The organism is Streptomyces sp. JK94 (genome assembly GCF_053613315.1).
Window position 1 is genome coordinate 85,890 of the sequence record NZ_JBSICH010000024.1, and the last position, 21,379, is coordinate 107,268.

The 21,379-nt window shown below is 74.6% G+C and carries 16 protein-coding genes; 13 read left to right on the top strand and 3 right to left on the bottom strand.

Annotated features, from left to right (window positions below; translation table 11 throughout):
- Window positions 1–372: 372 nt before the first annotated feature.
- The 3 genes from ACVV2G_RS21525 to hemW all read left to right on the top strand — a co-directional run bounded on the left by ACVV2G_RS21525 (window position 373) and on the right by hemW (window position 5,286).
- Window positions 373–1,563, top strand: coding sequence for an RNA-guided endonuclease InsQ/TnpB family protein (locus ACVV2G_RS21525; RefSeq protein ID WP_453844371.1), 1,191 nt, complete (start codon window positions 373–375; stop codon window positions 1,561–1,563).
- Between the two features lie 187 nt (window positions 1,564–1,750).
- The gene (locus ACVV2G_RS21530; protein WP_453844453.1) at window positions 1,751–4,015 is read left to right on the top strand and encodes a SpoIIE family protein phosphatase; all 2,265 of its coding nucleotides are present in this window, start codon (window positions 1,751–1,753) and stop codon (window positions 4,013–4,015) included.
- 38 nt (window positions 4,016–4,053) lie between these two features.
- Window positions 4,054–5,286 (top strand): radical SAM family heme chaperone HemW, encoded by a 1,233-nt coding sequence (hemW, locus tag ACVV2G_RS21535; RefSeq protein WP_453844372.1) that lies wholly within the window; start codon window positions 4,054–4,056, stop codon window positions 5,284–5,286.
- Between the two features lie 316 nt (window positions 5,287–5,602).
- Here the strand turns inward: hemW and ACVV2G_RS21540 are convergent, their stop codons facing one another.
- Both ACVV2G_RS21540 and ACVV2G_RS21545 read right to left on the bottom strand, forming a co-directional pair.
- On the bottom strand, window positions 5,603–6,409 hold the full coding sequence (locus tag ACVV2G_RS21540; RefSeq protein ID WP_453844373.1) for a DUF3097 domain-containing protein: 807 nt from the start codon (window positions 6,407–6,409) through the stop codon (window positions 5,603–5,605).
- 34 nt (window positions 6,410–6,443) lie between these two features.
- A complete protein-coding gene (locus ACVV2G_RS21545; RefSeq protein WP_453844374.1) occupies window positions 6,444–7,178 on the bottom strand; it encodes an MBL fold metallo-hydrolase in 735 nt (244 codons plus the stop codon).
- Between the two features lie 161 nt (window positions 7,179–7,339).
- On the opposite strand from ACVV2G_RS21545, the gene hrcA reads away from it, so the two are divergent.
- The 9 genes from hrcA to ACVV2G_RS21590 all read left to right on the top strand — a co-directional run bounded on the left by hrcA (window position 7,340) and on the right by ACVV2G_RS21590 (window position 18,244).
- The gene (hrcA, locus tag ACVV2G_RS21550) at window positions 7,340–8,356 is read left to right on the top strand and encodes a heat-inducible transcriptional repressor HrcA (RefSeq protein ID WP_356603291.1); all 1,017 of its coding nucleotides are present in this window, start codon (window positions 7,340–7,342) and stop codon (window positions 8,354–8,356) included.
- On the top strand, window positions 8,357–9,493 hold the full coding sequence (gene dnaJ / locus ACVV2G_RS21555; RefSeq protein WP_453844375.1) for a molecular chaperone DnaJ: 1,137 nt from the start codon (window positions 8,357–8,359) through the stop codon (window positions 9,491–9,493).
- A gap of 99 nt (window positions 9,494–9,592) precedes the next feature.
- Window positions 9,593–10,726: a nitronate monooxygenase gene (locus ACVV2G_RS21560; RefSeq protein WP_453844376.1), complete on the top strand. Its 1,134-nt coding sequence runs from the start codon at window positions 9,593–9,595 to the stop codon at window positions 10,724–10,726.
- Window positions 10,723–11,472: a 16S rRNA (uracil(1498)-N(3))-methyltransferase gene (locus ACVV2G_RS21565; protein ID WP_453844377.1), complete on the top strand. Its 750-nt coding sequence runs from the start codon at window positions 10,723–10,725 to the stop codon at window positions 11,470–11,472. Before ACVV2G_RS21560 ends, ACVV2G_RS21565 begins: the two co-directional genes overlap by 4 nt.
- Window positions 11,473–11,845: 373 nt before the next feature.
- Complete coding sequence (locus ACVV2G_RS21570) at window positions 11,846–12,361, top strand: hypothetical protein (RefSeq protein WP_453844378.1); 516 nt, start codon at window positions 11,846–11,848, stop codon at window positions 12,359–12,361.
- Between the two features lie 83 nt (window positions 12,362–12,444).
- Window positions 12,445–15,666 (top strand): S41 family peptidase, encoded by a 3,222-nt coding sequence (locus ACVV2G_RS21575; protein ID WP_453844379.1) that lies wholly within the window; start codon window positions 12,445–12,447, stop codon window positions 15,664–15,666.
- Between the two features lie 293 nt (window positions 15,667–15,959).
- On the top strand, window positions 15,960–16,313 hold the full coding sequence (locus ACVV2G_RS21580; protein WP_453844380.1) for a histidine triad nucleotide-binding protein: 354 nt from the start codon (window positions 15,960–15,962) through the stop codon (window positions 16,311–16,313).
- 6 nt (window positions 16,314–16,319) lie between these two features.
- Window positions 16,320–17,225: a ribonuclease Z gene (locus ACVV2G_RS21585; RefSeq protein WP_453844381.1), complete on the top strand. Its 906-nt coding sequence runs from the start codon at window positions 16,320–16,322 to the stop codon at window positions 17,223–17,225.
- A gap of 20 nt (window positions 17,226–17,245) precedes the next feature.
- Window positions 17,246–18,244, top strand: a complete 999-nt coding sequence (locus tag ACVV2G_RS21590; RefSeq protein ID WP_453844382.1) for an adenosine deaminase — start codon at window positions 17,246–17,248, stop codon at window positions 18,242–18,244.
- A gap of 3 nt (window positions 18,245–18,247) precedes the next feature.
- On the opposite strand, the gene ACVV2G_RS21595 is transcribed toward ACVV2G_RS21590, so the two are convergent.
- Window positions 18,248–19,594, bottom strand: coding sequence for an MFS transporter (locus ACVV2G_RS21595; RefSeq protein WP_453844383.1), 1,347 nt, complete (start codon window positions 19,592–19,594; stop codon window positions 18,248–18,250).
- A gap of 647 nt (window positions 19,595–20,241) precedes the next feature.
- Here ACVV2G_RS21595 and ACVV2G_RS21600 point away from each other — a divergent pair.
- Complete coding sequence (locus ACVV2G_RS21600) at window positions 20,242–21,375, top strand: carbohydrate kinase family protein (RefSeq protein ID WP_453844454.1); 1,134 nt, start codon at window positions 20,242–20,244, stop codon at window positions 21,373–21,375.
- The last annotated feature ends 4 nt before the right edge of the window (window positions 21,376–21,379 follow it).

Consider the following 21,379-nt stretch of genomic DNA (forward strand, 5'->3'; position numbering starts at 1 on the left):
GTCCGGGAGGCACTTTTTCGACGGGGCGAGGGATGCAGTTCGAGGGCTGCAAGTCGTATGGAAGCCGAGCCGTGGGGCGGGAGTGTCTCGGATGCCGGTTCCAGGGTTCGCGGGCGGAGGGCTGGTGTGCGGGCACATGTCTGGTCACTCGTTCGGGTGAGCCTGGCCGGATCTGAAAAGAGATGCCAAGTGTGCCGTTAGGTTGGCGGCGTGGCGACACCGGTGCAATCCGGAGGAACCGGGCGCCGCTCGGCGTGCTCCTCGGCGAGGGTCGGATGGGCTCCGTGTCGAAGTAGGCCACGGACGTTCTGTGCGGATTCAGGCAGACTGCCAATGTTTCGTTGAACGCTGAACCGGGAGGGGGTGGGCTGGATGATCAGGACGTACAAGTTCCTCTTGCGGCCTACCGTGCGGCAGGCAGTCGCGTTCGGCGAGATGCTGCGTGATCACTGCTTGCTGTACAACGGGGCCCTGCAAGAACGCCGGGATGCCTACCGGCACGCGTCCAGGACCATCGTCCGGTATGGGGACCAGTCGGCTCAGCTCAAAGAGATCCGAGCGTTCGACCCGAAGTGTCAAGGGCGATGGTCTTTCAGTTCGCAACAAGCGACGCTCAGACGGCTTGACAAAGCGTTCGTCGCGTTCTTCCGCCGTGTCAGGACCGCTGAGAAGGCTGGCTACCCGCGCTTTCGGGGCATTGGTCGTTTTGACACCGTGGACTTCCCCAGGGACGGGGACGGGTGTCGCTGGGATCCCACACCGCACGATCCGATCACCCGTGTGCGCTTTCAGGGCGTCGGGCACGTCAGGGTTCATCAGCACCGCCCGGTAACCGGCAGGGTCAAGACGGTCTCAGTCAAGCGTGAGGGCAAGCGCTGGTATGTGATTCTCACTGCCGAGCAGGCCATGCCCGAGCCGCTGCCCGCCAGCGGCAGCATGGTCGGCATCGACCTTGGCGTCGCCAACTTCCTCGCAGACTCGTACGGTCGCTTCGTACCCAATCCGCGTCACGGTCGTAAGGCTGCCGCGAAACTCGAAGCAGCACAACAGGCGCTCAGCCGGTGCAGACGTGGCAGCAAGCGCAGGCGCAAGGCCGTGGAGGAAGTCGCCCGGCTGCACCGCAAGGTCCGCCGCCAACGCCTCGACCACGCACACAAGACAGCTCTTGACCTCGTGCGGAGACATGACTTCATTGCGCATGAAGCCCTCAAGGTCCGCGACATGGTCAAAGCCCCCGTTACGAAGCCGAACCCGGCCGCGCCGGGCACCTTCTTGCCCAACGGGGCCGCGTTCAAGACCGGGCTGAACCGATCGATCGCTGATGCCGGATGGGGGGTGTTCCTTGCGATCCTGACCGCCAAGGCTGAAAGGGCCGGACGGGAAGTCATCGCGGTGGACCCCCGCAACACCTCCCGGACTTGCCCTATGTGCGGGCACGTCTCAGCGGAGAACCGGCCCACGCAGGACAAGTTTCAGTGCACTGCCTGCGGCCACCGCGCTCACGCGGACACCGTGGGCGCTTTGAACGTCCTCCGGGCCGGGCTGGTCCGTCGTGAAGCCTAACCGGCCCAGCGAGAAGCCACTTCCGTCAGGCAGTGGAGGAGTCACGGGGGCCATTCCGACGCAACGGGAGACCGTCTCCCGCGCCAACGGGGCGCCGGCGCACGCTGCCGAGGCGCCGGCCCAGGGGTGTGCGCTGGCGTACGTGACCCTGCTCGGCAGCTCCCTGGCGCCGGGTGCGGCCCGCGAGATGGTGCGGGACGCGTTGGCCGACTGGTCCGAGCTGGGCCTGCCCGGCACGGAGCAGCTGACCGGGCATCTCGTCGCCGACGCCCTGGTGACGGTCAGTGAGCTGGTCACCAACGCCGTCGTGCACGCCGGTACGGACGTCGAGGTGGTCTGCCGGCTCGAGGAGACGGGCACCCTCGTCGTCGAGGCCACGGACCACCACCCGTCCCGCGCGCCGGGGAGCGGCGACCACGGGACGCCGCACGAGATCGTCGAGTACGGGCGCGGCCTGCGGCTCGTCGCCGCGCTCTCGGAGGCCTGGGGCATCACGTACCGACCGGGCACCAAGACGGTGTGGGCGCGGCTGCCGGCCGCCGGCACCGATGTCGCCGAGCAGATCGAGACGTACGCCGGTGGGCGGGCCGGGTGGTGCGGCGAACCGCCGGCCCTGGAATCCCCGGAGGAGGGCGCCTCAAGCCCGTACGGTCCGACGGCCCTGCACGGCTCGGCCGGCGGGGACGCCCCGGGCCACCGGGCCGGCCTGGGCGTTCCGGCCCGCGCGGACGACGGTCCGTCGGGGCGGGGGGACGGACGGCCGGGCGTGGAGGACGGTGCACCGCTTCCGGGGAGCGGCCCGCCGGGCACGGAGGGCGGATCGCCGGGCACGGAGGCCGGATCGCCGGGCACGGAGGCCGGATCGCCGGGGACGGAGGGCAGCCCGGCCTCCCCGGACGACGGCCCGCCATCCCCGGAGGCCGGATCACCGGGTACGCAGGGCGGCCCGCCAGGTGCGAAGGCGGGCCCGCCGGACCCGGAGGGCCGTTCCCCCGGTGCGCAGGCCCATCCGCCAGGCCCGGAGAAGGAGCCGAAGTACCCTGTCCGCGGAGCAGGCCCCGACCGGCCGGGCCCCTCGCCACGCCCGCGCTGGTGGAGCGGCACGGCCGCGACCGGCCGGCGCCACATCCGCGACCGGGAGTGGCTGGGACGTGGCGCCCTCTCCTTCCTCGCCGAGGCCTCCGACCTCCTGGCCGGGCAACTCGACGAGGACCTGGTCGCCTCCCTCGCCGGCCAGCTGATCGTGCCGCGGCTCGCCGACTGGTGCGCCGTGTGGCTGGAGGACGAGTCCCTGGGCCGGGGAGCCTGGAGCGACGGCCCCGGGTCGGCCGTGGGAGCGCGGCTGGCCCGCGTCTGGCACGGCAGCGAGAGCCACATCGAGGAGCTGCGCCGGGTCCTGGAGAAGGACCCGCCCCGCCCGCGCGACCCGTGGCGTTCCGGCCCGGTCGCCCACCCCTGGCCCGGCGAGGGGCTCGGCCCGGACGGCACGCACGGCGCCGCGCTCGCCTACCGCCTGGTCGCGGGCGGCCGGCCGCTGGGCACCCTCGTGATCGGACGGGCCGGCACCCTCCGCTTCCCCGACGAGATCAGCGGCCTCGTCGAGGATCTCAGCCGCCGCGTGGCGCTCGCCATCGGCGCCGCCCGCCAGTACGCCCGGCAGGCCACCATCAGTGCCGTCCTGCAGCGCGGCCTGCTGCCCGGCGCCGTCGCGGAGATCCCCGGCGTGCGCAGCGCCCTCGTCTACGAACCGTGCGACAAGGGCGGCCCCAGCGGCGACTTCTACGACCTCTTCCCGGCCGGTGACGGCCGCTGGTGCTTCGCCGTCGGCGACGTGCAGGGCAAGGGCCCCGAAGCCGCCGTCGTCATCGGGCTCGCCCGGCCCTGGCTGCGGCTGCTGGCCCGCGAGGGGTACGGGGTCCCCGACGTCCTCGACCGCCTCAACCAGCTCCTCCTCGACGACGCCACCGAGGCCGCGGACGCCGCCGCCCGCGCCCTGGTCGCCGTCGGCGGCCGTCCGGTTGCCCCGGGCGACGGACCGCAGACCCGCTTCCTGTCCCTCCTCTACGGCGAACTGGCCCCCTTCGACGGCGGCGTCCGCTGCACCCTCGCCTCCGCCGGGCACCCGCTGCCCCTGCTCCTCGGACCCGACGGCGCCGTGCGCGCGGTCGCCCAGCCGCAGACCCTGCTCGGGGTCGTCGAGGACGCGACGTACATCAGCGAGACCTTCGACCTGCGGTCCGGCGACACCCTGCTGTGCGTCACGGACGGCGTCACCGAGCGGCGCAGCGGCTCGCGCCAGTTCGACGACGGGGACGGGCTCGCGGCGGTGCTCGCCGGGTGCGCGGGGCTCGACGCCGGCCTGGTCGCGGAGCGCATCAGGCGGCTGGTGCACGAGTTCGGGGCGCGGCCCCCGGAGGACGATCTGGCGCTGCTGGTGCTCCAGGCCAAGTGACGGCCGGGGTACGGGACGGGTGCGGGACAATGGACCGCATGCCCTCCGCACTCCCCGACGGCGAACCCGTCCCCGCCGACGGCGCCCTCCCGGCGTCCGCGCTCGCCGGCGCCGCCGACCGCCCCCTCGGTTTCTACCTGCACGTGCCGTACTGCGCGACCCGCTGCGGCTACTGCGACTTCAACACCTACACCGCCACCGAGCTGCGCGGCACCGGCGGCGTCCTCGCCTCCCGGGACAACTACGCCGAGACGCTCGTCGACGAGGTCCGCCTCGCCCGCAAGGTGCTCGGCGACGACCCCCGCGAGGTCCGCACGGTCTTCGTCGGCGGTGGCACACCCACCCTGCTGGCCGCCGGTGACCTGGTGCGGATGCTGCGGGCGATCCGCGACGAGTTCGGCCTCGCGGCGGACGCGGAGGTCACGACGGAGGCCAATCCCGAGTCCGTCGACCCGGCGTACCTGGACACCCTCCGTTCGGGCGGTTTCAACCGGATCTCCTTCGGCATGCAGAGCGCGCGACAGCACGTCCTGAAGGTGCTGGACCGCACCCACACCCCGGGCCGCCCGGAGGCGTGCGTCGCCGAGGCCCGCGCGGCCGGCTTCGACCACGTCAACCTGGACCTGATCTACGGCACCCCCGGAGAGTCCGACGACGACTGGCGCGCGACCCTCGACGCCGCGCTCGGTGCCGGGCCCGACCACGTCTCCGCGTACGCCCTGATCGTCGAGGAGGGCACCCGGCTCGCCCGCCGCATCCGGCGCGGCGAGGTCCCGACGACCGACGACGACGTGCACGCCGACCGGTACCTGATCGCGGAGGAGCGGCTGTCGGCAGCGGGCTTCGACTGGTACGAGGTGTCGAACTGGGCCACCTCGGACGCGGGGCGCTGCCTCCACAACGAGCTGTACTGGCGGGGCGCCGACTGGTGGGGCGCGGGACCCGGCGCGCACTCGCACGTGGGCGGCGTGCGCTGGTGGAACGTGAAGCACCCGGGCGCGTACGCGGCGGCGCTGGCGGCGGGACGGTCGCCGGGGGCCGGCCGTGAGGTCCTCGCGGACGAGGACCGCCGCGTGGAGCGCGTCCTGCTGGAGCTGCGGCTGCGGGAGGGGGTGCCGCTGGCCCTGCTCCGGGAGGAGGGGCTCGCGGCGTCGCGCCGGGCGCTGTCGGACGGGCTGCTGGAGCAGGGCCCGTACGAGGAGGGGCGGGCGGTGCTGACGCTGCGGGGGCGCCTGCTGGCGGACGCGGTGGTCCGGGACCTGGTGGACTGAGACGTTCCGGCGCCGTCACGGGGCAGGGTCCGCGTCCGGATCCGGCCGACTCCATGGTGCCGGCCGGCGACCGGCCCCGGCGCGATCCGGCCGGTACCCGGCCAGGCCGGCTGGGGTGCGACGGCGGTTCGGCCGACGGCCGGCGACCCGCGGCCGGTCCCGACACCATCCGGCCGGTTCCCGCCAGGCCGGCCCGGACGCGATGGCCGTTCGGCCGACGGCCGGCGGTCGGCCCCGGCCGGAACCCGGCCCGGCCGGCCCGGGCGCCGACGGCCGACGACCCGCGGCCGGTCCCGGCGCGAGACGGCCGGGCCCCCTAGGAGGGCGGGGCCGTCACGAAGTCGATGAGTTCCTCCACGCGGCCCAGCAACTCCGGTTCCAGGTCCTTGTACGACCGCACCCGCCCCAGGATCCGCTGCCAGGCGGCGCCCGTGTTCTCCGGCCAGCCCAGGGCCCGGCACACGCCCGTCTTCCAGTCCTGCCCGCGCGGCACCCGGGGCCAGCCGCCGATCCCCAGCGACGACGGCTTCACGGCCTCCCAGACGTCGATGTAGGGGTGGCCGACGACCAGCGCGTGCTCGCTCGTCACCCCCTGTGCGATCCGCCACTCCTTGGACCCCGGCACCAGGTGGTCCACCAGCACCCCCAGCCGGGCGTCCGGCCCCGGCGCGAAGTCGGCGACGATCGAGGGCAGGTCGTCCACGCCCTCCAGGTACTCCACGACGACACCCTCGATGCGCAGGTCGTCGCCCCACACCTTCTCGACCAGTTCGGCGTCGTGCCGTCCCTCGACGTAGATCCGCCCGGCACGCGCCACGCGGGCGCGGGCGCCGGGGACGGCGACCGAACCGGATGCCGTACGGGTGGGCCGTACCGGACCGGACGACGGCCGCACCAGCGTCACCACCCGTCCCTCCAGCAGGAAGCCGCGCGGTTCCATCGGGAAGACCCGGCGCTTGCCGAAGCGGTCCTCCAGGGTCACCGTGCCGGCCTCGCAGCCGGTCACCGCCCCGCAGAACCCGGTGCCGGGCTCCTCGACCACCAGGCCGGGATCGGCCGGGACCTCCGGTACCGGCTGCGGTTTCTTCCACGGAGGGGTCAGGTCGGCGGAGTACTGGCGCATTCTGAGGACGATACGAGGAATCCGCGTGCCGTGATCAGCGCGACACGCCGAAACGGGCGGCCAGCGCGTCCCGTTGGGAGCGGACGAACGCCGCGTCCACCACCGCTCCGTGACCGGGCACGTACCGCGCGTCCTCGCCGCCCAGGTCGAGCAGCCGGTCCAGGGCGGCCGGCCAGTGCGACGGTACGGCGTCGGGGCCCGCCTGCGGCCGGCCGGACTCCTCGACCAGGTCACCGCAGAAGACGACCTCCGGGTCGCCCGGCACCAGCACCGCGAGATCGTGGCCGGTGTGCCCCGGGCCCACGTTGGCCAGCAGCACCTGCCGGCCGCCTCCCAGGTCGAGCGTCCACTCGCCGCACACCTCGTGGCGCACGCCGGCCAGCGCGTCGGCCGCCTCCTCCGCGGCCCGCGCGTCCAGCCCCTCCGCCACCGCGTCCGACCGCAGCGCCTCCCGTCCGTGTCCGCCCCGCGCGAACACCACGCCCGTGCCCACCGCGCCGTAGACCTCCGCGCCCGCGAACGCCGCCGCGCCGAAGACGTGGTCGAAGTGGGGGTGGGTCAGCGCGAGATGCGTCACACGGTGACCGGCGAGCCGCTGCGCCTGCGCGCGCAGCCGGGCCCCCTCGCCGAGGCTCGACCCGGTGTCCACCACCAGCGCCGCGCCCGCGCCGACGACCAGCCCCGCCGTGCAGTCCCACCCCGGCAGCCGGCAGCGGCCCACCCCGGCGGCGAGCCGCTCCCATCCCAGTTCTTCCCAAGTCACCGTCACGACGACGACGCTAGCGGTACGGCCCCCGCGCACACGGCGGCGCGGCCCCGGCCTTGCCGGGGGCGTACCCCACGGCCGTACACTGGGCCGGGGAAGTCTGGCACTCGCATGGGGTGAGTGCCAGGGGAACACCGGGCGGACGACTTCTGGAGGTGTGCGCGATGCTCAGTGAACGCAGGCTGAAGGTGCTGCGCGCCATCGTCCAGGACTACGTCGGCACCGAGGAGCCGGTCGGCTCCAAGGCCCTCACCGAGCGGCACAACCTCGGCGTCTCCCCGGCCACCGTGCGCAACGACATGGCGGCCCTGGAGGACGAGGGGTTCATCGCCCAGCCGCACACCAGCGCGGGGCGCATCCCGACCGACAAGGGCTACCGGCTCTTCGTCGACAAGCTGGCCGGCGTCAAGCCGATGACCGCGCCCGAGCGGCGCGCCATCCAGAACTTCCTGGAGGGTGCCGTCGACCTCGACGACGTGGTGGCCCGCACGGTGCGGCTGCTCGCGCAGCTGACCCGGCAGGTCGCCGTCGTGCAGTACCCGTCGCTGACCCGCTCGACGGTGCGGCACGTGGAGCTGCTGGCGCTGGCGCCCGCGCGCCTGATGCTGGTGCTGATCACGGACACCGGGCGGGTCGAGCAGCGGATGGTCGACTGCCCGGCGCCCTTCGGGGAGTCGTCCCTGGCGGACCTGCGGGCGCGGCTCAACAGCCGGGTCGCGGGCCGTCGCTTCACGGACGTGCCGAGCCTGGTCGAGGATCTGCCCGAGGCCTTCGAGGCCGAGGACCGCGGTACGGTCTCCACCGTGCTCTCCACCCTGCTGGAGACGCTGGTCGAGGAGAACGAGGAGCGGCTGATGATCGGCGGCACCGCCAATCTGACCCGCTTCGGGCACGACTTCCCCTTGGTGATCCGACCCGTCCTCGAGGCGCTGGAGGAGCAGGTCGTGCTCCTCAAGCTGCTCGGCGAGGCGAAGGATCCGGGCGTGACCGTCCGTATCGGTCATGAGAACGCCCACGAAGGACTCAACTCCACGTCCGTCGTGTCGGTGGGCTACGGTTCGGGCGGCGAGGCGGTTGCCAAGCTCGGCGTGGTCGGACCGACCCGCATGGACTACCCGGGAACGATGGGAGCGGTACGCGCAGTGGCACGGTACGTCGGACAGATCCTGGCGGAGTCGTAGGTGGCCACGGACTACTACGCCGTACTCGGCGTGCGCCGCGACGCTTCCCAGGACGAGATCAAGAAGGCGTTCCGGAGGCTCGCCCGCGAGCTGCACCCGGACGTCAACCCCGATCCGAAGACCCAGGAGCGGTTCAAGGAGATCAACGCCGCCTACGAGGTGCTGTCGGACCCGCAGAAGAAGCAGGTCTACGACCTCGGCGGCGACCCCCTCTCGCAGGCCGCCGGCGGCGGCGCGGGCGGCTTCGGCGCGGGCGGCTTCGGGAACTTCTCGGACATCATGGACGCGTTCTTCGGTACGGCGTCGCAGCGCGGGCCGCGCTCGCGCACGCGCCGGGGCCAGGACGCGATGATCCGTATCGAGGTGGAGCTGGACGAGGCCGCGTTCGGCACGACCAAGGACATCCAGGTCGACACGGCCGTCGTCTGCAACACCTGCAACGGCGAGGGCGCGGCCCCCGGCACGTCGGCCCAGACGTGCGACATGTGCCGCGGCCGCGGTGAGGTCTCGCAGGTCACCCGGTCCTTCCTGGGCCAGGTCATGACCTCGCGCCCCTGCCCGCAGTGCCAGGGCTTCGGCACCGTGGTCCCGACCCCGTGCCCGGAGTGCGCGGGCGACGGCCGGGTCCGGTCCCGGCGCACGCTGACCGTGAAGATCCCGGCCGGCGTCGACAACGGCACCCGCATCCAGCTCGCGGGCGAGGGCGAGGTCGGCCCCGGCGGCGGCCCCGCCGGCGACCTCTACGTCGAGATCCACGAGCTGCCGCACTCCACCTTCCAGCGCCGCGGCGACGACCTGCACTGCACCGTCACCCTCCCGATGACGGCGGCGGCCCTCGGCACGAAGGTGCCGCTGGAGACCCTCGACGGCGTGGAGGAGGTCGACATCCGCCCGGGCACCCAGTCCGGCCAGTCGATCCCGCTGCACGGTCGCGGCGTCACCCACCTGCGCGGCGGCGGCCGGGGCGACCTCATCGTCCACGTGGAGGTCACCACCCCGACCAAGCTCGACGCCGAGCAGGAGCGCGTCCTGCGCGAGCTGGCGAAGCTGCGCGGCGAGGAGCGCCCGCAGGGGCAGTTCCAGCCGGGGCAGCAGGGGCTGTTCTCGCGGCTGAAGGACGCCTTCAACGGGCGCTGACACGGGCCCGCGCCAGGAGCTCCCGAGGCGGGTGCTCCTGGCGTATGCCAACGGAAGCCCGGATTCGGGCCCGCTCACCGGACGTGACAACATGCCGTCATGTCCTCCGCACTGACCGATCTCTTCCCCTACCCGATCGTGCAGGCGCCCATGGCGGGCGGCGTCTCCGTGCCGCAGCTCGCCGCCGCGGTCTGCGAGGCGGGAGGGCTGGGATTCCTGGCCGCCGGGTACAAGACCGCGGACGGGATGTACGAGGAGATCAAGCAGCTGCGGGGGCTGACGGGCCGCCCCTTCGGCGTCAACCTCTTCATGCCGCAGCCGGAGAAGGCCCCCGGCGCGGGCGCCGGCTCCCTCACGGGCACCGACGCCGCGCCCTCGCATGCCGCCGCCGTCGGCCTCTACGCCCACCAGCTCGCCGGCGAGGCCGCCTGGTACGAGACGGAGCTGGGCGACCCCGACAGCGGCCGCGACGACGGCTACGACACCAAGCTCGCGGTGCTGCTGGACAACCCGGTGCCGGTGGTGTCGTTCCACTTCGGCGTCCCGAGCCGCGAGGTCGTCGACTCCCTGCACCGCGTCGGCACCTTCGCCCTGGTCGCGGCGACCACCGCGGAGGAGGCCCGGGCCGTCGAGCGGTCCGGCGCCGACGCGGTGATCGCGCAGGGTGTCGAGGCCGGCGGACACCAGGGCACCCACCGCGACAACCCCGAGACGGGCGGCGCCGGCACCGGACTGCTGTCGCTGGTCGCCCAGGTCCGGGAGGCGGTGAGCCTGCCCGTCGTCGCCGCCGGCGGCATCATGCGCGGCGGCCAGATCGCCGCGGTCCTCGCGGCCGGCGCGAGCGCGGCCCAGCTCGGCACCGCCTTCCTCGCCACCCCCGAGTCCGGCGCGCACGACCTGCACAAGCAGGCGCTGACCAACCCCCTGTTCGTGCGCACCGAACTGACCCGGGCCTTCTCCGGCCGCCCCGCCCGCGGCCTGGTCAACCGCTTCCTGCGCGAGCACGGCCGCTACGCCCCCGCCGCCTACCCGGAGGTGCACCACCTCACCGCGCCGCTGCGCAAGGCGGCGGCGAAGGCGGGCGACGCCCAGGGCATGGCGCTGTGGGCGGGCCAGGGCCACCGGATGGCCCGGGAACTGCCCGCCGGGCAGCTGGTGGAGGTGCTGGCGGCCGAACTCGCCGCCGCCGGGACAGCGTTGTCGGACTACGTGACGGGAGGTACCGGTCGATGACGGCACCGGTGTTCGTGGTGGACTCCCTGCGGCCGGCGGACCTGCCCGGCGGGGAGTACGTCCTCGACGGCCCCGAGGGGCGGCACGCCGTCTCCGTGAAGCGGCTGCGCACCGGTGAGGACCTCGTCCTCACCGACGGACGCGGACGCTGGGCCGAGGGCGTGGTGAAGGCGGCCGAGGGCAGGGACCGCCTCGTCGTCGGCGGCCTGGAGCGCGTCCACGAGGAGCCCGAGGAGCGGCCCCGCGTCACCGTCGTACAGGCCCTGCCCAAGGGCGACCGCGGCGAGCTGGCCGTCGAGACGATGACCGAGGTCGGCGTCGACGCGATCGTGCCCTGGGCGGCGTCCCGCTGCATCACGCAGTGGAAGGGCGAGCGCGGCCTGAAGGCGCTCGGCAAGTGGCGGGCGACGGCCCGCGAGGCCGGCAAGCAGTCCCGCCGGGTCCGCTTCCCCGACGTCGCGGACGCGGCGACGAGCAAGCAGGTTGCCTCACTTCTGGCCGTCGCCGACTTCGCCGCCGTCCTCCACGAGAGCGGCGACGCACCCCTGGCCGCCGCCGGACTTCCCGCCGCGGGGGAGATCGTGCTGGTCGTCGGCCCCGAGGGGGGCGTCTCCCCCGAGGAGCTGGCCCTCTTCGCCGAGGCGGGCGCGAAGCCCTACCGCCTGGGGCGCAGCGTCCTGCGCACCTCCACCGCGGGCACGGCCGCGACCGCCGTCCTGCTGGCCCGCACCGGCCGCTGGTCCTGACGGCGGGCCGGCGACCGCCGGCCGGCGGTGGCGAGGTGGCTGTGGAGTGGTCCTGGTCGTCGGGGGGTGGCTGGGCGACTGCCGGTCGGTGGCGGCGGGGTGGTCGTGGAGTGGTCCTGGTCGTCGGGGGGTGGCTGGGCGACTGCCGTCGGTGGCGGCGGGGTGGTCGTGGAGTGGTCCTGGTCGTCGGGGGGTGGCTGGGCGACTGCCGGTCGGTGGCGGCGGGGTGGTCGTGGAGTGGTCCTGGTCGTCGGGGAGTGGCCGGGCGACCGCCGGCCGGCGGCGGCGAGGTGGCTGTGGGGTGGTCCCGGTCGTCGGGGAGTGGCCGTATGCGCCCTACCGCCGGCCCCGCACCGGTGGCACGCTGCCCTTCATGGGGGTATCGAGGCGGATCCGGCGGGTGGTTCCGGTGGTCGTCGGCGCGGTCGTCGCCGTCGGCGGTGTCGGCGCGTGCGACCCGGGCGGGCTCAGCTCCGCGTCCGTGGCGTACACGACCGACCAGACCGTGACGCGTGAACTGCAGCGGCAGAAGGCGCAGGTGCGCTGGCTCACCTGCACCGCCTCGTACGGAGACGACGGCGGCACCGCCTCGGCGGGCGAGGACACCGTCGCCTCGGTCGACTGCGAGGGCAAGACCGACGGCGGCGAGGACATCACCGTCGACGGCAAGGTGACCCGCGTCGTCAACGGCGCCTGCGTGCGCGGCGATCTGACCGCGAAGGTGGACGGCAAGGAGTGGTTCCGGGTCAAGGGGCTGGGCAACTGCGACGCCACGACCGCCCCGCCCGAGAACCGCCCCTCCCCGCACGGGCCCGGGCCCACCGTGACCGTCACCCGGACCATCTGGTGCCCGGACGACCCGCACTGCCGGCCGGTGCAGGGCAAGTAGCCCGGCGGGCCGGCGGGCCGGGAAGTGATCCGAACGGGAAGTGATCCGAACCTCTGTCGGCGGACGGCACCCCTGCATAGGCTGTGGGGGTGACACAGCCCGCAGCGCCTGCCTACCTCCGCTTTCCGCACCCGCACGGCGAGTTGGTCGCCTTCACCGCCGAGGACGACGTGTGGCTCGCCCCGCTCGACGGAGGCCGCGCCTGGCGGGTCAGCGCCGACAACGTGCCGGTGAACCACCCGCGCGTCTCCCCCGACGGCACCGCGGTCGCCTGGACCTCCACCCGCGACGGCGCCCCCGAGGTGCACGTCGCCCCCGTCGACGGCGGCCCCGCCAGGCGCCTCACCCACTGGGGCAGCGCCAGGACCCAGGTCCGCGGCTGGACCCCGGACGGGAAGGTCCTCGCCCTCAGCAGCCACGGGCAGGCCAGCCTGCGCCGCACCTGGGCCCGCGCCGTCCCGCTCGACGGCGGACCGGCCGCCACCCTGCCCTACGGGCCCGTCGGCGCCGTCGCGGACGGCCCGCACACCGTGCTGCTGTCCGCGACGATGGGCCGCGAGGCCGCCTGGTGGAAGCGCTACCGGGGCGGCACGGCGGGCAGGCTGTGGATCGACGCCGAGGACGACGGCGAGTTCGTACGGCTGCACGGTGACCTCGACGGCAACATCGAGTACCCCTTCTGGGCCGGCGACCGGATCGCGTTCCTCTCCGACCACGAAGGCACCGGCGCCCTCTACTCCTCCCTCGCCGACGGCTCCGACCTGCGCCGGCACACTCCGCTCGGGGGCTTCTACGCCCGGCACGCCGCCACCGACGGCACCCGCGTCGTCTACTCCGTCGCCGGTGAACTGTGGACGCTGGACGACCTGGACGGGTCCGAGCCGCGCCGGCTGGAGATCCGGCTCGGCGGTGCGCGCGCCGACCTCCGGGAGTACCCGGTGAACGCGGCCCGCTGGTTCGGCTCCGCGTCCCCCGACCACACCGCGCGCGGCAGCGCCGTCGCGGTGCGCGGCGGCGTGCACTGGGTCACCCACCGCGCCGGACCGGCCCGCGCGCTGGCCGCGCAGCCCGGCGTACGGACCCGGCTGCCGCGCACCTTCCGCGCCGACGGGGAGGAGTGGGTGGTGTGGGTGACGGACGCCGAGGGCGACGACGCCCTGGAGTTCGCGCCCGCCACCGGGCTCGCGCCGGGCGCCACCGCACGGCGGCTGGCCGCCGGACGGCTCGGCCGGGTACTGGACCTCGCCATGGCCCCCGACGGCAGCCGCGCCGCCGTCGCCTCGCACGACGGACGGGTCCTGCTCGTCGAGCGCGGGACCGGCGAGGTCCGCGAGGTCGACCGCAGCGACGACGGCGACGCCTCCGGACTGGTCTTCTCACCCGACTCCGCCTGGCTCGCCTGGTCCCATCCCGGCCCCGACCCGCTGCGTCGGCTGAAGCTCGCCAACACCACCGACCTGTCGGTCTCCGAGGCGACCCCGCTGCGCTTCAAGGACTACTCCCCGGCGTTCACCCTGGACGGCAAGCACCTCGCCTTCCTGTCCACCCGCTCCTTCGACCCGGTCTACGACGAGCACGTCTTCGACCTGGCCTTCGTCGAGGGCGCCCGCCCGTACCTGATCACCCTGGCCGCGACCACCCCGTCGCCCTTCGGCCCGCAGCGCCACGGCCGCCCCTTCGAGACCCCGGACCGGGACGAGACCCCCGACAGCGAGGGCACCCCGGCCACCCGGATCGACATCGAGGGCCTCGCCGACCGCATCGTGCCCTTCCCGGTCGAAGCGGCCCGCTACTCCCGGCTGCGCGCCGCCAAGGACGGCGTCCTGTGGCTGCGCCATCCGGTCACCGGCGTCCTCGGCGCCTCCCGCGCCACCCCGGACGCCCCCGGCCCGCACACCGAGCTGGAGCGCTACGACCTCGCCCAGCAGCGGGTCGAGCACCTCGCCGCCGACGCCGACCACTTCGAGGTCAGCGGCGACGGCAAGCGGGTGCTGCTGTGGACCGACGGACGCCTCAAGGTCGTACCCGGCGACCGGCGGGCCTCCAGCGACGAGGACAGCGACACCAACATCACCGTCGACCTCGGCCGCGTCCGGCAGACCGTCGACCCGGCCGCCGAGTGGCGGCAGATGTTCGACGAGACCGGCCGGATCATGCGGGACCACTTCTGGCGGCCGGACATGAACGGCGTCGACTGGGACGGCGTCCTGGACCGCTACCGGCCCGTCCTGGACCGCCTCGCCACCCACGACGACCTGGTCGACCTCCTGTGGGAGGTGCACGGCGAACTCGGCACCTCGCACGCCTACGTCACCCCGCGCGGCGCCCACGGCACCGGCGCCCGGCAGGGCCTGCTCGGCGCCGACCTGACCCGCCACGAGGACGGCACCTGGCGCGTCGACCGCGTGCTGCCCTCGGAGACCTCCGACCCCGACGCCCGTTCGCCGCTGGCCGCGCCGGGCGTCGCCGTGCGGGCCGGTGACGCGGTCGTCGCGGTCGCCGGCCGGCCCGTCGACCCGGTCACCGGTCCCGGCCCGCTGCTCGTCGGCACCGCGGGCAAGCCGGTCGAGCTGACCGTCTCCCCGTCCGGCGGCGGCGAACCGCGGCACGCGATCGTCGTCCCCGTCGCCGACGAGGAGCCCCTGCGCTACCACGCCTGGGTCGCCGACCGCCGCGCCTACGTCCACGAGCGGTCCGGCGGCCGGCTGGGCTATCTGCACGTGCCCGACATGGTCGGCGCCGGCTGGGCCCAGCTCCACCGCGACCTGCGCGTCGAGGTGGTCCGCGAGGGCCTGGTCGTCGACGTCCGCGAGAACCGCGGCGGGCACACCTCCCAGCTCGTCGTGGAGAAGCTGGCCCGGCGGATCGTCGGCTGGGACCTGCCGCGCGGCATGCGGCCGTCGAGCTACCCGCTGGACGCGCCGCGCGGGCCGGTCGTCGCCGTGGCCAACGAGTTCTCCGGCTCGGACGGCGACATCGTCAACGCCGCGATCAAGGCCCTCGGCATCGGCCCGGTCGTCGGCACCCGCACCTGGGGCGGCGTCATCGGCATCGACAGCCGCTACCGCCTGGTCGACGGGACGCTGATCACCCAGCCCAAGTACGCCTTCTGGCTGGAGGGCTACGGCTGGGGCGTGGAGAACCACGGCGTCGACCCCGACGTCGAGGTCCCGCAGCGCCCCCAGGACCACGCGGCGGGCCGCGACCCCCAACTGGACGAGGCGATCCGGCTGGCCCTGGCCGCGCTGGAGGAGACCCCGGCCAGGACCCCGCCGACCCTGCCCGAGCTGCCCGCGGCCGACTGATGCTGCCCGGACCGCCGGCGACTCGGCCACTGGTCCCGCCCGGGCCGCCTGCGGCCACTGACCTGTCCGGGCCGCCGGCGGCCGGCCGGCCGTGCCCGCGTCGCCGTCGGCCGGCCGTCCCAGCCGCCGGGGACCGGCCGACGTACCCGCGGCCGGGCGAGGTGCCCGCGGCCGGGCGAGGTGCCCGCGGCCGGGCGAGGTGCCCGCGGCCGGGCGAGGTGCCCGGTCGCTACGATGCCCGAAGAAGATCACCGGTGACCCGGTGCTCCCGTGTTCCAGTGTGAGGAGACCCCATGGCGGGCGAGCCACAGGACGACTGCCTGTTCTGCAAGATCGTCGCGGGCCTGATCCCCGCGACGATCGTCCGCGAGACGGACACGACCGTCGCGTTCCGCGACATCAACCCCCAGGCGCCCACCCACGTCCTGGTGATCCCCAAGGCCCACTACCGGGACGCCGCCGCGCTCGCCGCCGGCGCTCCGGAACTCGCGGCGGACGTCCTGCGCGAGACCCAGGAGGTCGCGGACCAGGAGAAGCTGGACAGCTACCGCACCATCTTCAACACCGGCGCCGGCGCGGGCCAGACCGTCTGGCACACCCACGCCCACGTTCTCGGCGGACGCGGCCTCGAGTGGCCCCCCGGATAGGCGCCCGTGTCCGTCCGTGAACTGGTGGTCCTCGGCACCGCCAGCCAGGTCCCCACCCGGCACCGCAACCACAACGGCTACCTGCTGCGCTGGGACGGCGAGGGCATCCTGTTCGACCCCGGCGAGGGCACGCAGCGCCAGATGCTGCGCGCCGGGGTCGCCGCCCACGACCTGAACCGCATCTGCGTCACCCACTTCCACGGCGACCACAGCCTCGGCCTCGCCGGCGTCATCCAGCGCATCAACCTCGACCGGGTGCCGCACGAGGTCACCGCCCACTACCCGCGCTCCGGGCAGCGCTTCTTCGACCGCCTGCGGTACGCCACCGCCTACCGCGAGACGGTCGCCCTCACCGAGGCCCCGGTCGGCGCCGACGGCCCCCTGGCCGTCACCCCCGCCTACACCCTGGACGCCCGCAGGCTCTCCCATCCCGTCGAGTCGTACGGCTACCGCCTCACCGAGCCCGACGGCCGCCGCATGCTGCCCGAGCGCCTCGCCGCGCACGGCATCACGGGCCCCGACGTGGGCCGCATCCAGCGCGAGGGCGTACTGAACGGCGTCCCGCTCGACGACGTCAGCGAGATCCGGCGCGGCCAGCGGTTCGCGTTCGTCATGGACACCCGGCTGTGCGAGGGCGTGCACGCGCTCGCCGAAGGCTGCGACCTGCTGGTCATCGAGTCCACCTTCCTCGACGAGGACGAGTCCCTCGCCTCCGACCACGGCCACCTCACCGCCGGGCAGGCCGCGCGGACCGCCCGGGACGCGGGCGTACGGCACCTGGTCCTGACCCACTTCAGCCAGCGCTACCCGGACCCCGGGGAGTTCGAGCGGCAGGCGCGGGCGGCCGGCTACGACGGTGAGCTGACCGTGGCCCACGACCTACTGAGCGTCCCGGTTCCGAAACGTCGGTAAAACGGTCGTACGATGCTCTGATGCCCCTGCCCAAAGCTGAACTGCACCTCCACATCGAAGGCACCCTGGAGCCCGAGCTGGCCTTCGAGCTGGCCGCCCGCAACGGCGTGACCCTGCCGTACGCGGACACGGACGCGCTGCGCGAGGCGTACCGCTTCGAGGACCTCCAGTCCTTCCTGAACCTGTACTACGAACTGATGGCCGTCCTGCGCACCGAGCGGGACTTCGAGGACCTCGCGAACGCCTACCTCGCCCGCGCCGCCGCGCAGGGCGTGCGGCACGCGGAGATCTTCTTCGACCCGCAGGCCCACCTCGCCCGGGGCGTGGAGATGGGCACGGTCGTGGAGGGCCTGTGGCGGGCGCTGGGCACCAGCCGCGAGCACCACGGCGTCTCCACCCGCCTGATCCTGTGCTTCCTGCGCGACGAGTCCGCCGAGTCCGCCCTCGCGACCCTCGACGCCGCGAAGCCCCACCTCGACCGGATCACCGGCGTCGGCCTGGACTCCGCCGAGGTCGGCCACCCGCCGGTCAAGTTCCGCGCGGTCTACGAGGCCGCCGCCGCCCTCGGGCTGCGCCGGGTCGCGCACGCGGGCGAGGAGGGGCCGCCCCAGTACGTCGTCGAGGCCCTGGACGTCCTCGGCGTCGAGCGGATCGACCACGGGCTGCGCTCGGTCGAGGACCCGGCGCTGGTCGAGCGGCTGGTGCGCGACCGCGTCCCGCTGACTCTGTGCCCGCTGTCCAACGTGCGGCTGCGCACGGTCGACACCCTCGCCGACCACCCGCTGCCCGCGATGCTCGACGCGGGTCTCATGTGCACGGTCAACTCCGACGACCCGGCCTACTTCGGCGGCTACGCGGGCGACAACTTCGACGCCGTGCGGCAGGCCCTCGGCCTCACCGACGAGCGGCTGCGGGAACTCGCCCGCAACTCCTTCCTCGCCTCCTTCCTGGAGGACGACGAGGAGCTGCGGACGCGCTACCTGGCCGAGGTCGAGGCGTACGCGTTTCCGACGGCGTAGGCCTCAGCCCGTCCCGGACCCCGGCGCGGCCGCCGCCTGCCGGGGTCCCGCCGTGTCGTAGGCGTGCCGGACGGCCACGGCCGGGGTTTCCACGTCGATCTCCACCACCGGCTGCTCCACGGCGCCCACCTCCGGCACGGCTCCGCTCGGCGTACCCGTGGCGGCGGCGACCACGGCGGCCGGGGCGCCACCGCGGCGGCGGATCGCGCCGGGCACCAGCGGACGCCCGCCGGTGTGCAGGGCGACGGCCGTCATCGGCGCGGCGACCACCAGCAGACCGGCGGCCAGCACCAGGCCCATGCCCGCGTAACCGGCCTGCGCCGACAGCACACCGCCGGTCAGCGGCCCGGCCGCCGTCCCCAGCGAGGACGCCGAGCCGACGAGCACCGCCCACCGGCCGCGCGGGTCGAGCGACGCGGCCAGGCCGATCAGGTACGACAGCACCACCGGGTACAGCGTGTTCCAGGCGATCTCCCCGGCCGCGAAGACCGTGGGGGTGGTCGCGGAGGCGGTGAGGGCGATGCAGGCGGCGATGACCAGGGTCCCCGCCCCGATGGGCATCGCCCGCCCCAGCCGGGGCCCGAGCGCACCGGCCGCCAGCACGCCGACCAGCCCCGCGCCCAGCGCCACGGCGAAGACGAGCCCGAGGGCGGCGTCGCCGAGGCCGGCCTGGGTCAGGCCGATCCGGCCGCTGACGCCCCACAGGGAGTTCTGCGCGAGGGACCAGCACAGCACGGCGGCGGCGAGGACCATGCCGGAACGGCGCCGGGGGAGCGGGGCGCCGGAGTCGGCCTGGTGGGACCCCGGTGACGTGGCGGTTCCGCCCGGCAGCCGCCCGGTCAGCGGCCACACCGCGAGCGCGGTCAGCGCGATCGCGGCGAGCGGCAGCCCGTGTGCCCGGCCGAGGTGCGGCACCGTCAGGTACACCGCGCCGGCCAGCGCCGACACGCTCAACAGGCCCGCGGTGGAGGCGCGGTGGGGGTCCTTCTCGGCGGCGATCCGGGTGGCGGCGACCGTGGTGGCCGTACCGGAGCCGAAGCCGCCGAGGACCGCGCCCGCGACGACGGCCGGGACGGCGGTGGTGAGCGAGGCGGTGCCGTAGCCGAGGGCGGCCAGGGCGAGCCCGTACCGGGCCAGCGTGCGGGCGCCGGTCCGCTGCACCCGGGAGGCCAGCAGGAAACCCGCGGTCGCCGAACTGAGCAGCAGCGCGCTGCCGACGGCACCCGCCTGGGTGGCGCTCAGCGCGAGGCCGGTGTCGAGTCGGCCGACGGTGGTGGGCAGCAGATACGGAGGAAGGTACCCGGCCGTGAAAAGGGCGACGAGGGGCCAGGGTGTGGTGCGGGCGAACACGGGCGTTCCCAGGGCATGCGAAAGGGACGGTGGGAGAAAAAGGAGGGCGACGACCGTCCGACGGACGAGGACGCGCGCAATTTGTATCAAGCGCGAGGAGGTGCGAAACAGGCGGGAGGGTGTGTCGTGGCTCACATTTATGTTTGAGGTTCCACCATCCGGGTAAGAGAGACCGGCGACGCCGGTGAATGGAGCCGTCTCCGGCCGGAATCCTCGCCTCCACAGCGGCCCTGATCTCCCGCATGACCCCGACGCGCCACGCCTGGTGACCCGGCGTCAGCTGGCCCGTCCTCGGACCTCCGACCCCCGCGGTCGCCCGGCGCCCGTAGCCCTCAAGCCCCGCAGTCCCCCGGCCCCCACGGTCCCTCCAGCCCCTTCAGCCCCTCCAGCCCCCGCAGTGCCGCACTCGTCGGCCGTCCGGTCCGCGTGCGGACGGTCGGAGTGCGGACGGCCGGCGGGCCCGGAGAGTACCCCGGAAGCCCCCGGCCGGGCGGGCCGGGACCGGCCGCGGCCCGACGCCACCGGCCGGGACGCCACCGGGACGTCCGGGGCGTGGTGCACACTGGCGGGGTCCGCACCATGCCAGGGAGCGCACCGTGACAGCGTCCACCGTGTCCACCGCGTCCGACGTGCCCGCCATGCCCGTCATGCCGGCCGACGAGAGAACGCACCGCCACGTCCCGGACGTGGTGGCCCGCCACCACCCCCAGATCGATCCCCTCGCCGCCCTGCGCGCACCGCAGGACCCGCCCTGGGACGTGTACCTGACCGGCACCGTCTTCCTCGACGTGATCTTCACCGGGCTCGACTCCGCCCCGGTGCGCGGGACCGAGTCCTGGGCCCGGGGGATGGGTTCGAGTCCGGGCGGCGTGGCGAACATGGCGACCGCGCTGGCCCGCCTCGGCCTGCGCACCTCGCTGGCCGCGGCCTTCGGCGACGACCACTACGGCGACTACTGCTGGGACGCCCTCGCGCGGGGCGAGGGCATCGACCTGACGCCCTCGCGCACCGTGCCCGGCTGGCACTCGCCGGTGACGGTCTCGATGGCGTACGAGGGGGAGCGCACGATGGTCTCCCACGGCCACGAGCCGCCGCCCGAGGAACCGTCCCCCGACTGCCCGCCCCGCGCCCGCGCCGCCGTCGCCTCCCTCACGCCCGGCGTCCGCGCACCCTGGATCGCCCAGGCCGCCGCGCGCGGCACCCGCGTCTTCGCCGACGTCGGCTGGGACGACACCGGTGCCTGGGACCTGGCGGGGCTGCCCGACCTCGCGCACTGCGAGGCCTTCCTGCCGAACGCGCAGGAGGCCATGCGCTACACGGGCGCCACCTGCCCCCGCGCCGCCGCGCACGCCCTGACCGAGCACGTGCCGCTCGCCGTGGTCACCCTCGGCGCGGACGGCGCGTACGCGGTGGACCGGCGGACGGGGGAGAGCGCCGAGGTCCCGGCCATCGAGGTGGAGGCCCTGGACCCGACCGGCGCGGGGGACGTCTTCGTCGCCGGGTTCGTCACCGGCACCCTGGCGGGCTGGTCGCTGGCCGACCGGCTGGCCTTCGCCGGCCTGACCGCCGCCCTCTCCGTCCAGGAGTTCGGCGGCTCCCTGTCGGCGCCCGGCTGGTGCGAGATCGCGACCTGGTGGCGCGAGGTGCAGTCGGTCGAGGGTCAGGACCCGACGGCCCTGCGCCGCTACGCCTTCCTGGCGGACCTGGTCCCGGACGGCCTGGTGGCGCCGTGGCCCCTGCGCCGCGCGGTCCCGACCATCGGCTTCCGCCCCCCGGCCTGACCCG

Coding starts and splice junctions, on each gene's coding strand:
- ACVV2G_RS21580 (WP_453844380.1), top strand. CDS start 15,960: ATGGCGGGCGAGCCACAGGACGACTGCCTGTTCTGCAAGATCGTCGCG.
- hemW (WP_453844372.1), top strand. CDS start 4,054: ATGCCCTCCGCACTCCCCGACGGCGAACCCGTCCCCGCCGACGGCGCC.
- ACVV2G_RS21600 (WP_453844454.1), top strand. CDS start 20,242: ATGCCGGCCGACGAGAGAACGCACCGCCACGTCCCGGACGTGGTGGCC.
- hrcA (WP_356603291.1), top strand. CDS start 7,340: ATGCTCAGTGAACGCAGGCTGAAGGTGCTGCGCGCCATCGTCCAGGAC.
- ACVV2G_RS21525 (WP_453844371.1), top strand. CDS start 373: ATGATCAGGACGTACAAGTTCCTCTTGCGGCCTACCGTGCGGCAGGCA.
- ACVV2G_RS21560 (WP_453844376.1), top strand. CDS start 9,593: ATGTCCTCCGCACTGACCGATCTCTTCCCCTACCCGATCGTGCAGGCG.
- ACVV2G_RS21590 (WP_453844382.1), top strand. CDS start 17,246: ATGCCCCTGCCCAAAGCTGAACTGCACCTCCACATCGAAGGCACCCTG.
- ACVV2G_RS21570 (WP_453844378.1), top strand. CDS start 11,846: ATGGGGGTATCGAGGCGGATCCGGCGGGTGGTTCCGGTGGTCGTCGGC.
- ACVV2G_RS21565 (WP_453844377.1), top strand. CDS start 10,723: ATGACGGCACCGGTGTTCGTGGTGGACTCCCTGCGGCCGGCGGACCTG.
- ACVV2G_RS21530 (WP_453844453.1), top strand. CDS start 1,751: ATGGTGCGGGACGCGTTGGCCGACTGGTCCGAGCTGGGCCTGCCCGGC.
- ACVV2G_RS21540 (WP_453844373.1), bottom strand. CDS start 6,409: ATGCGCCAGTACTCCGCCGACCTGACCCCTCCGTGGAAGAAACCGCAG.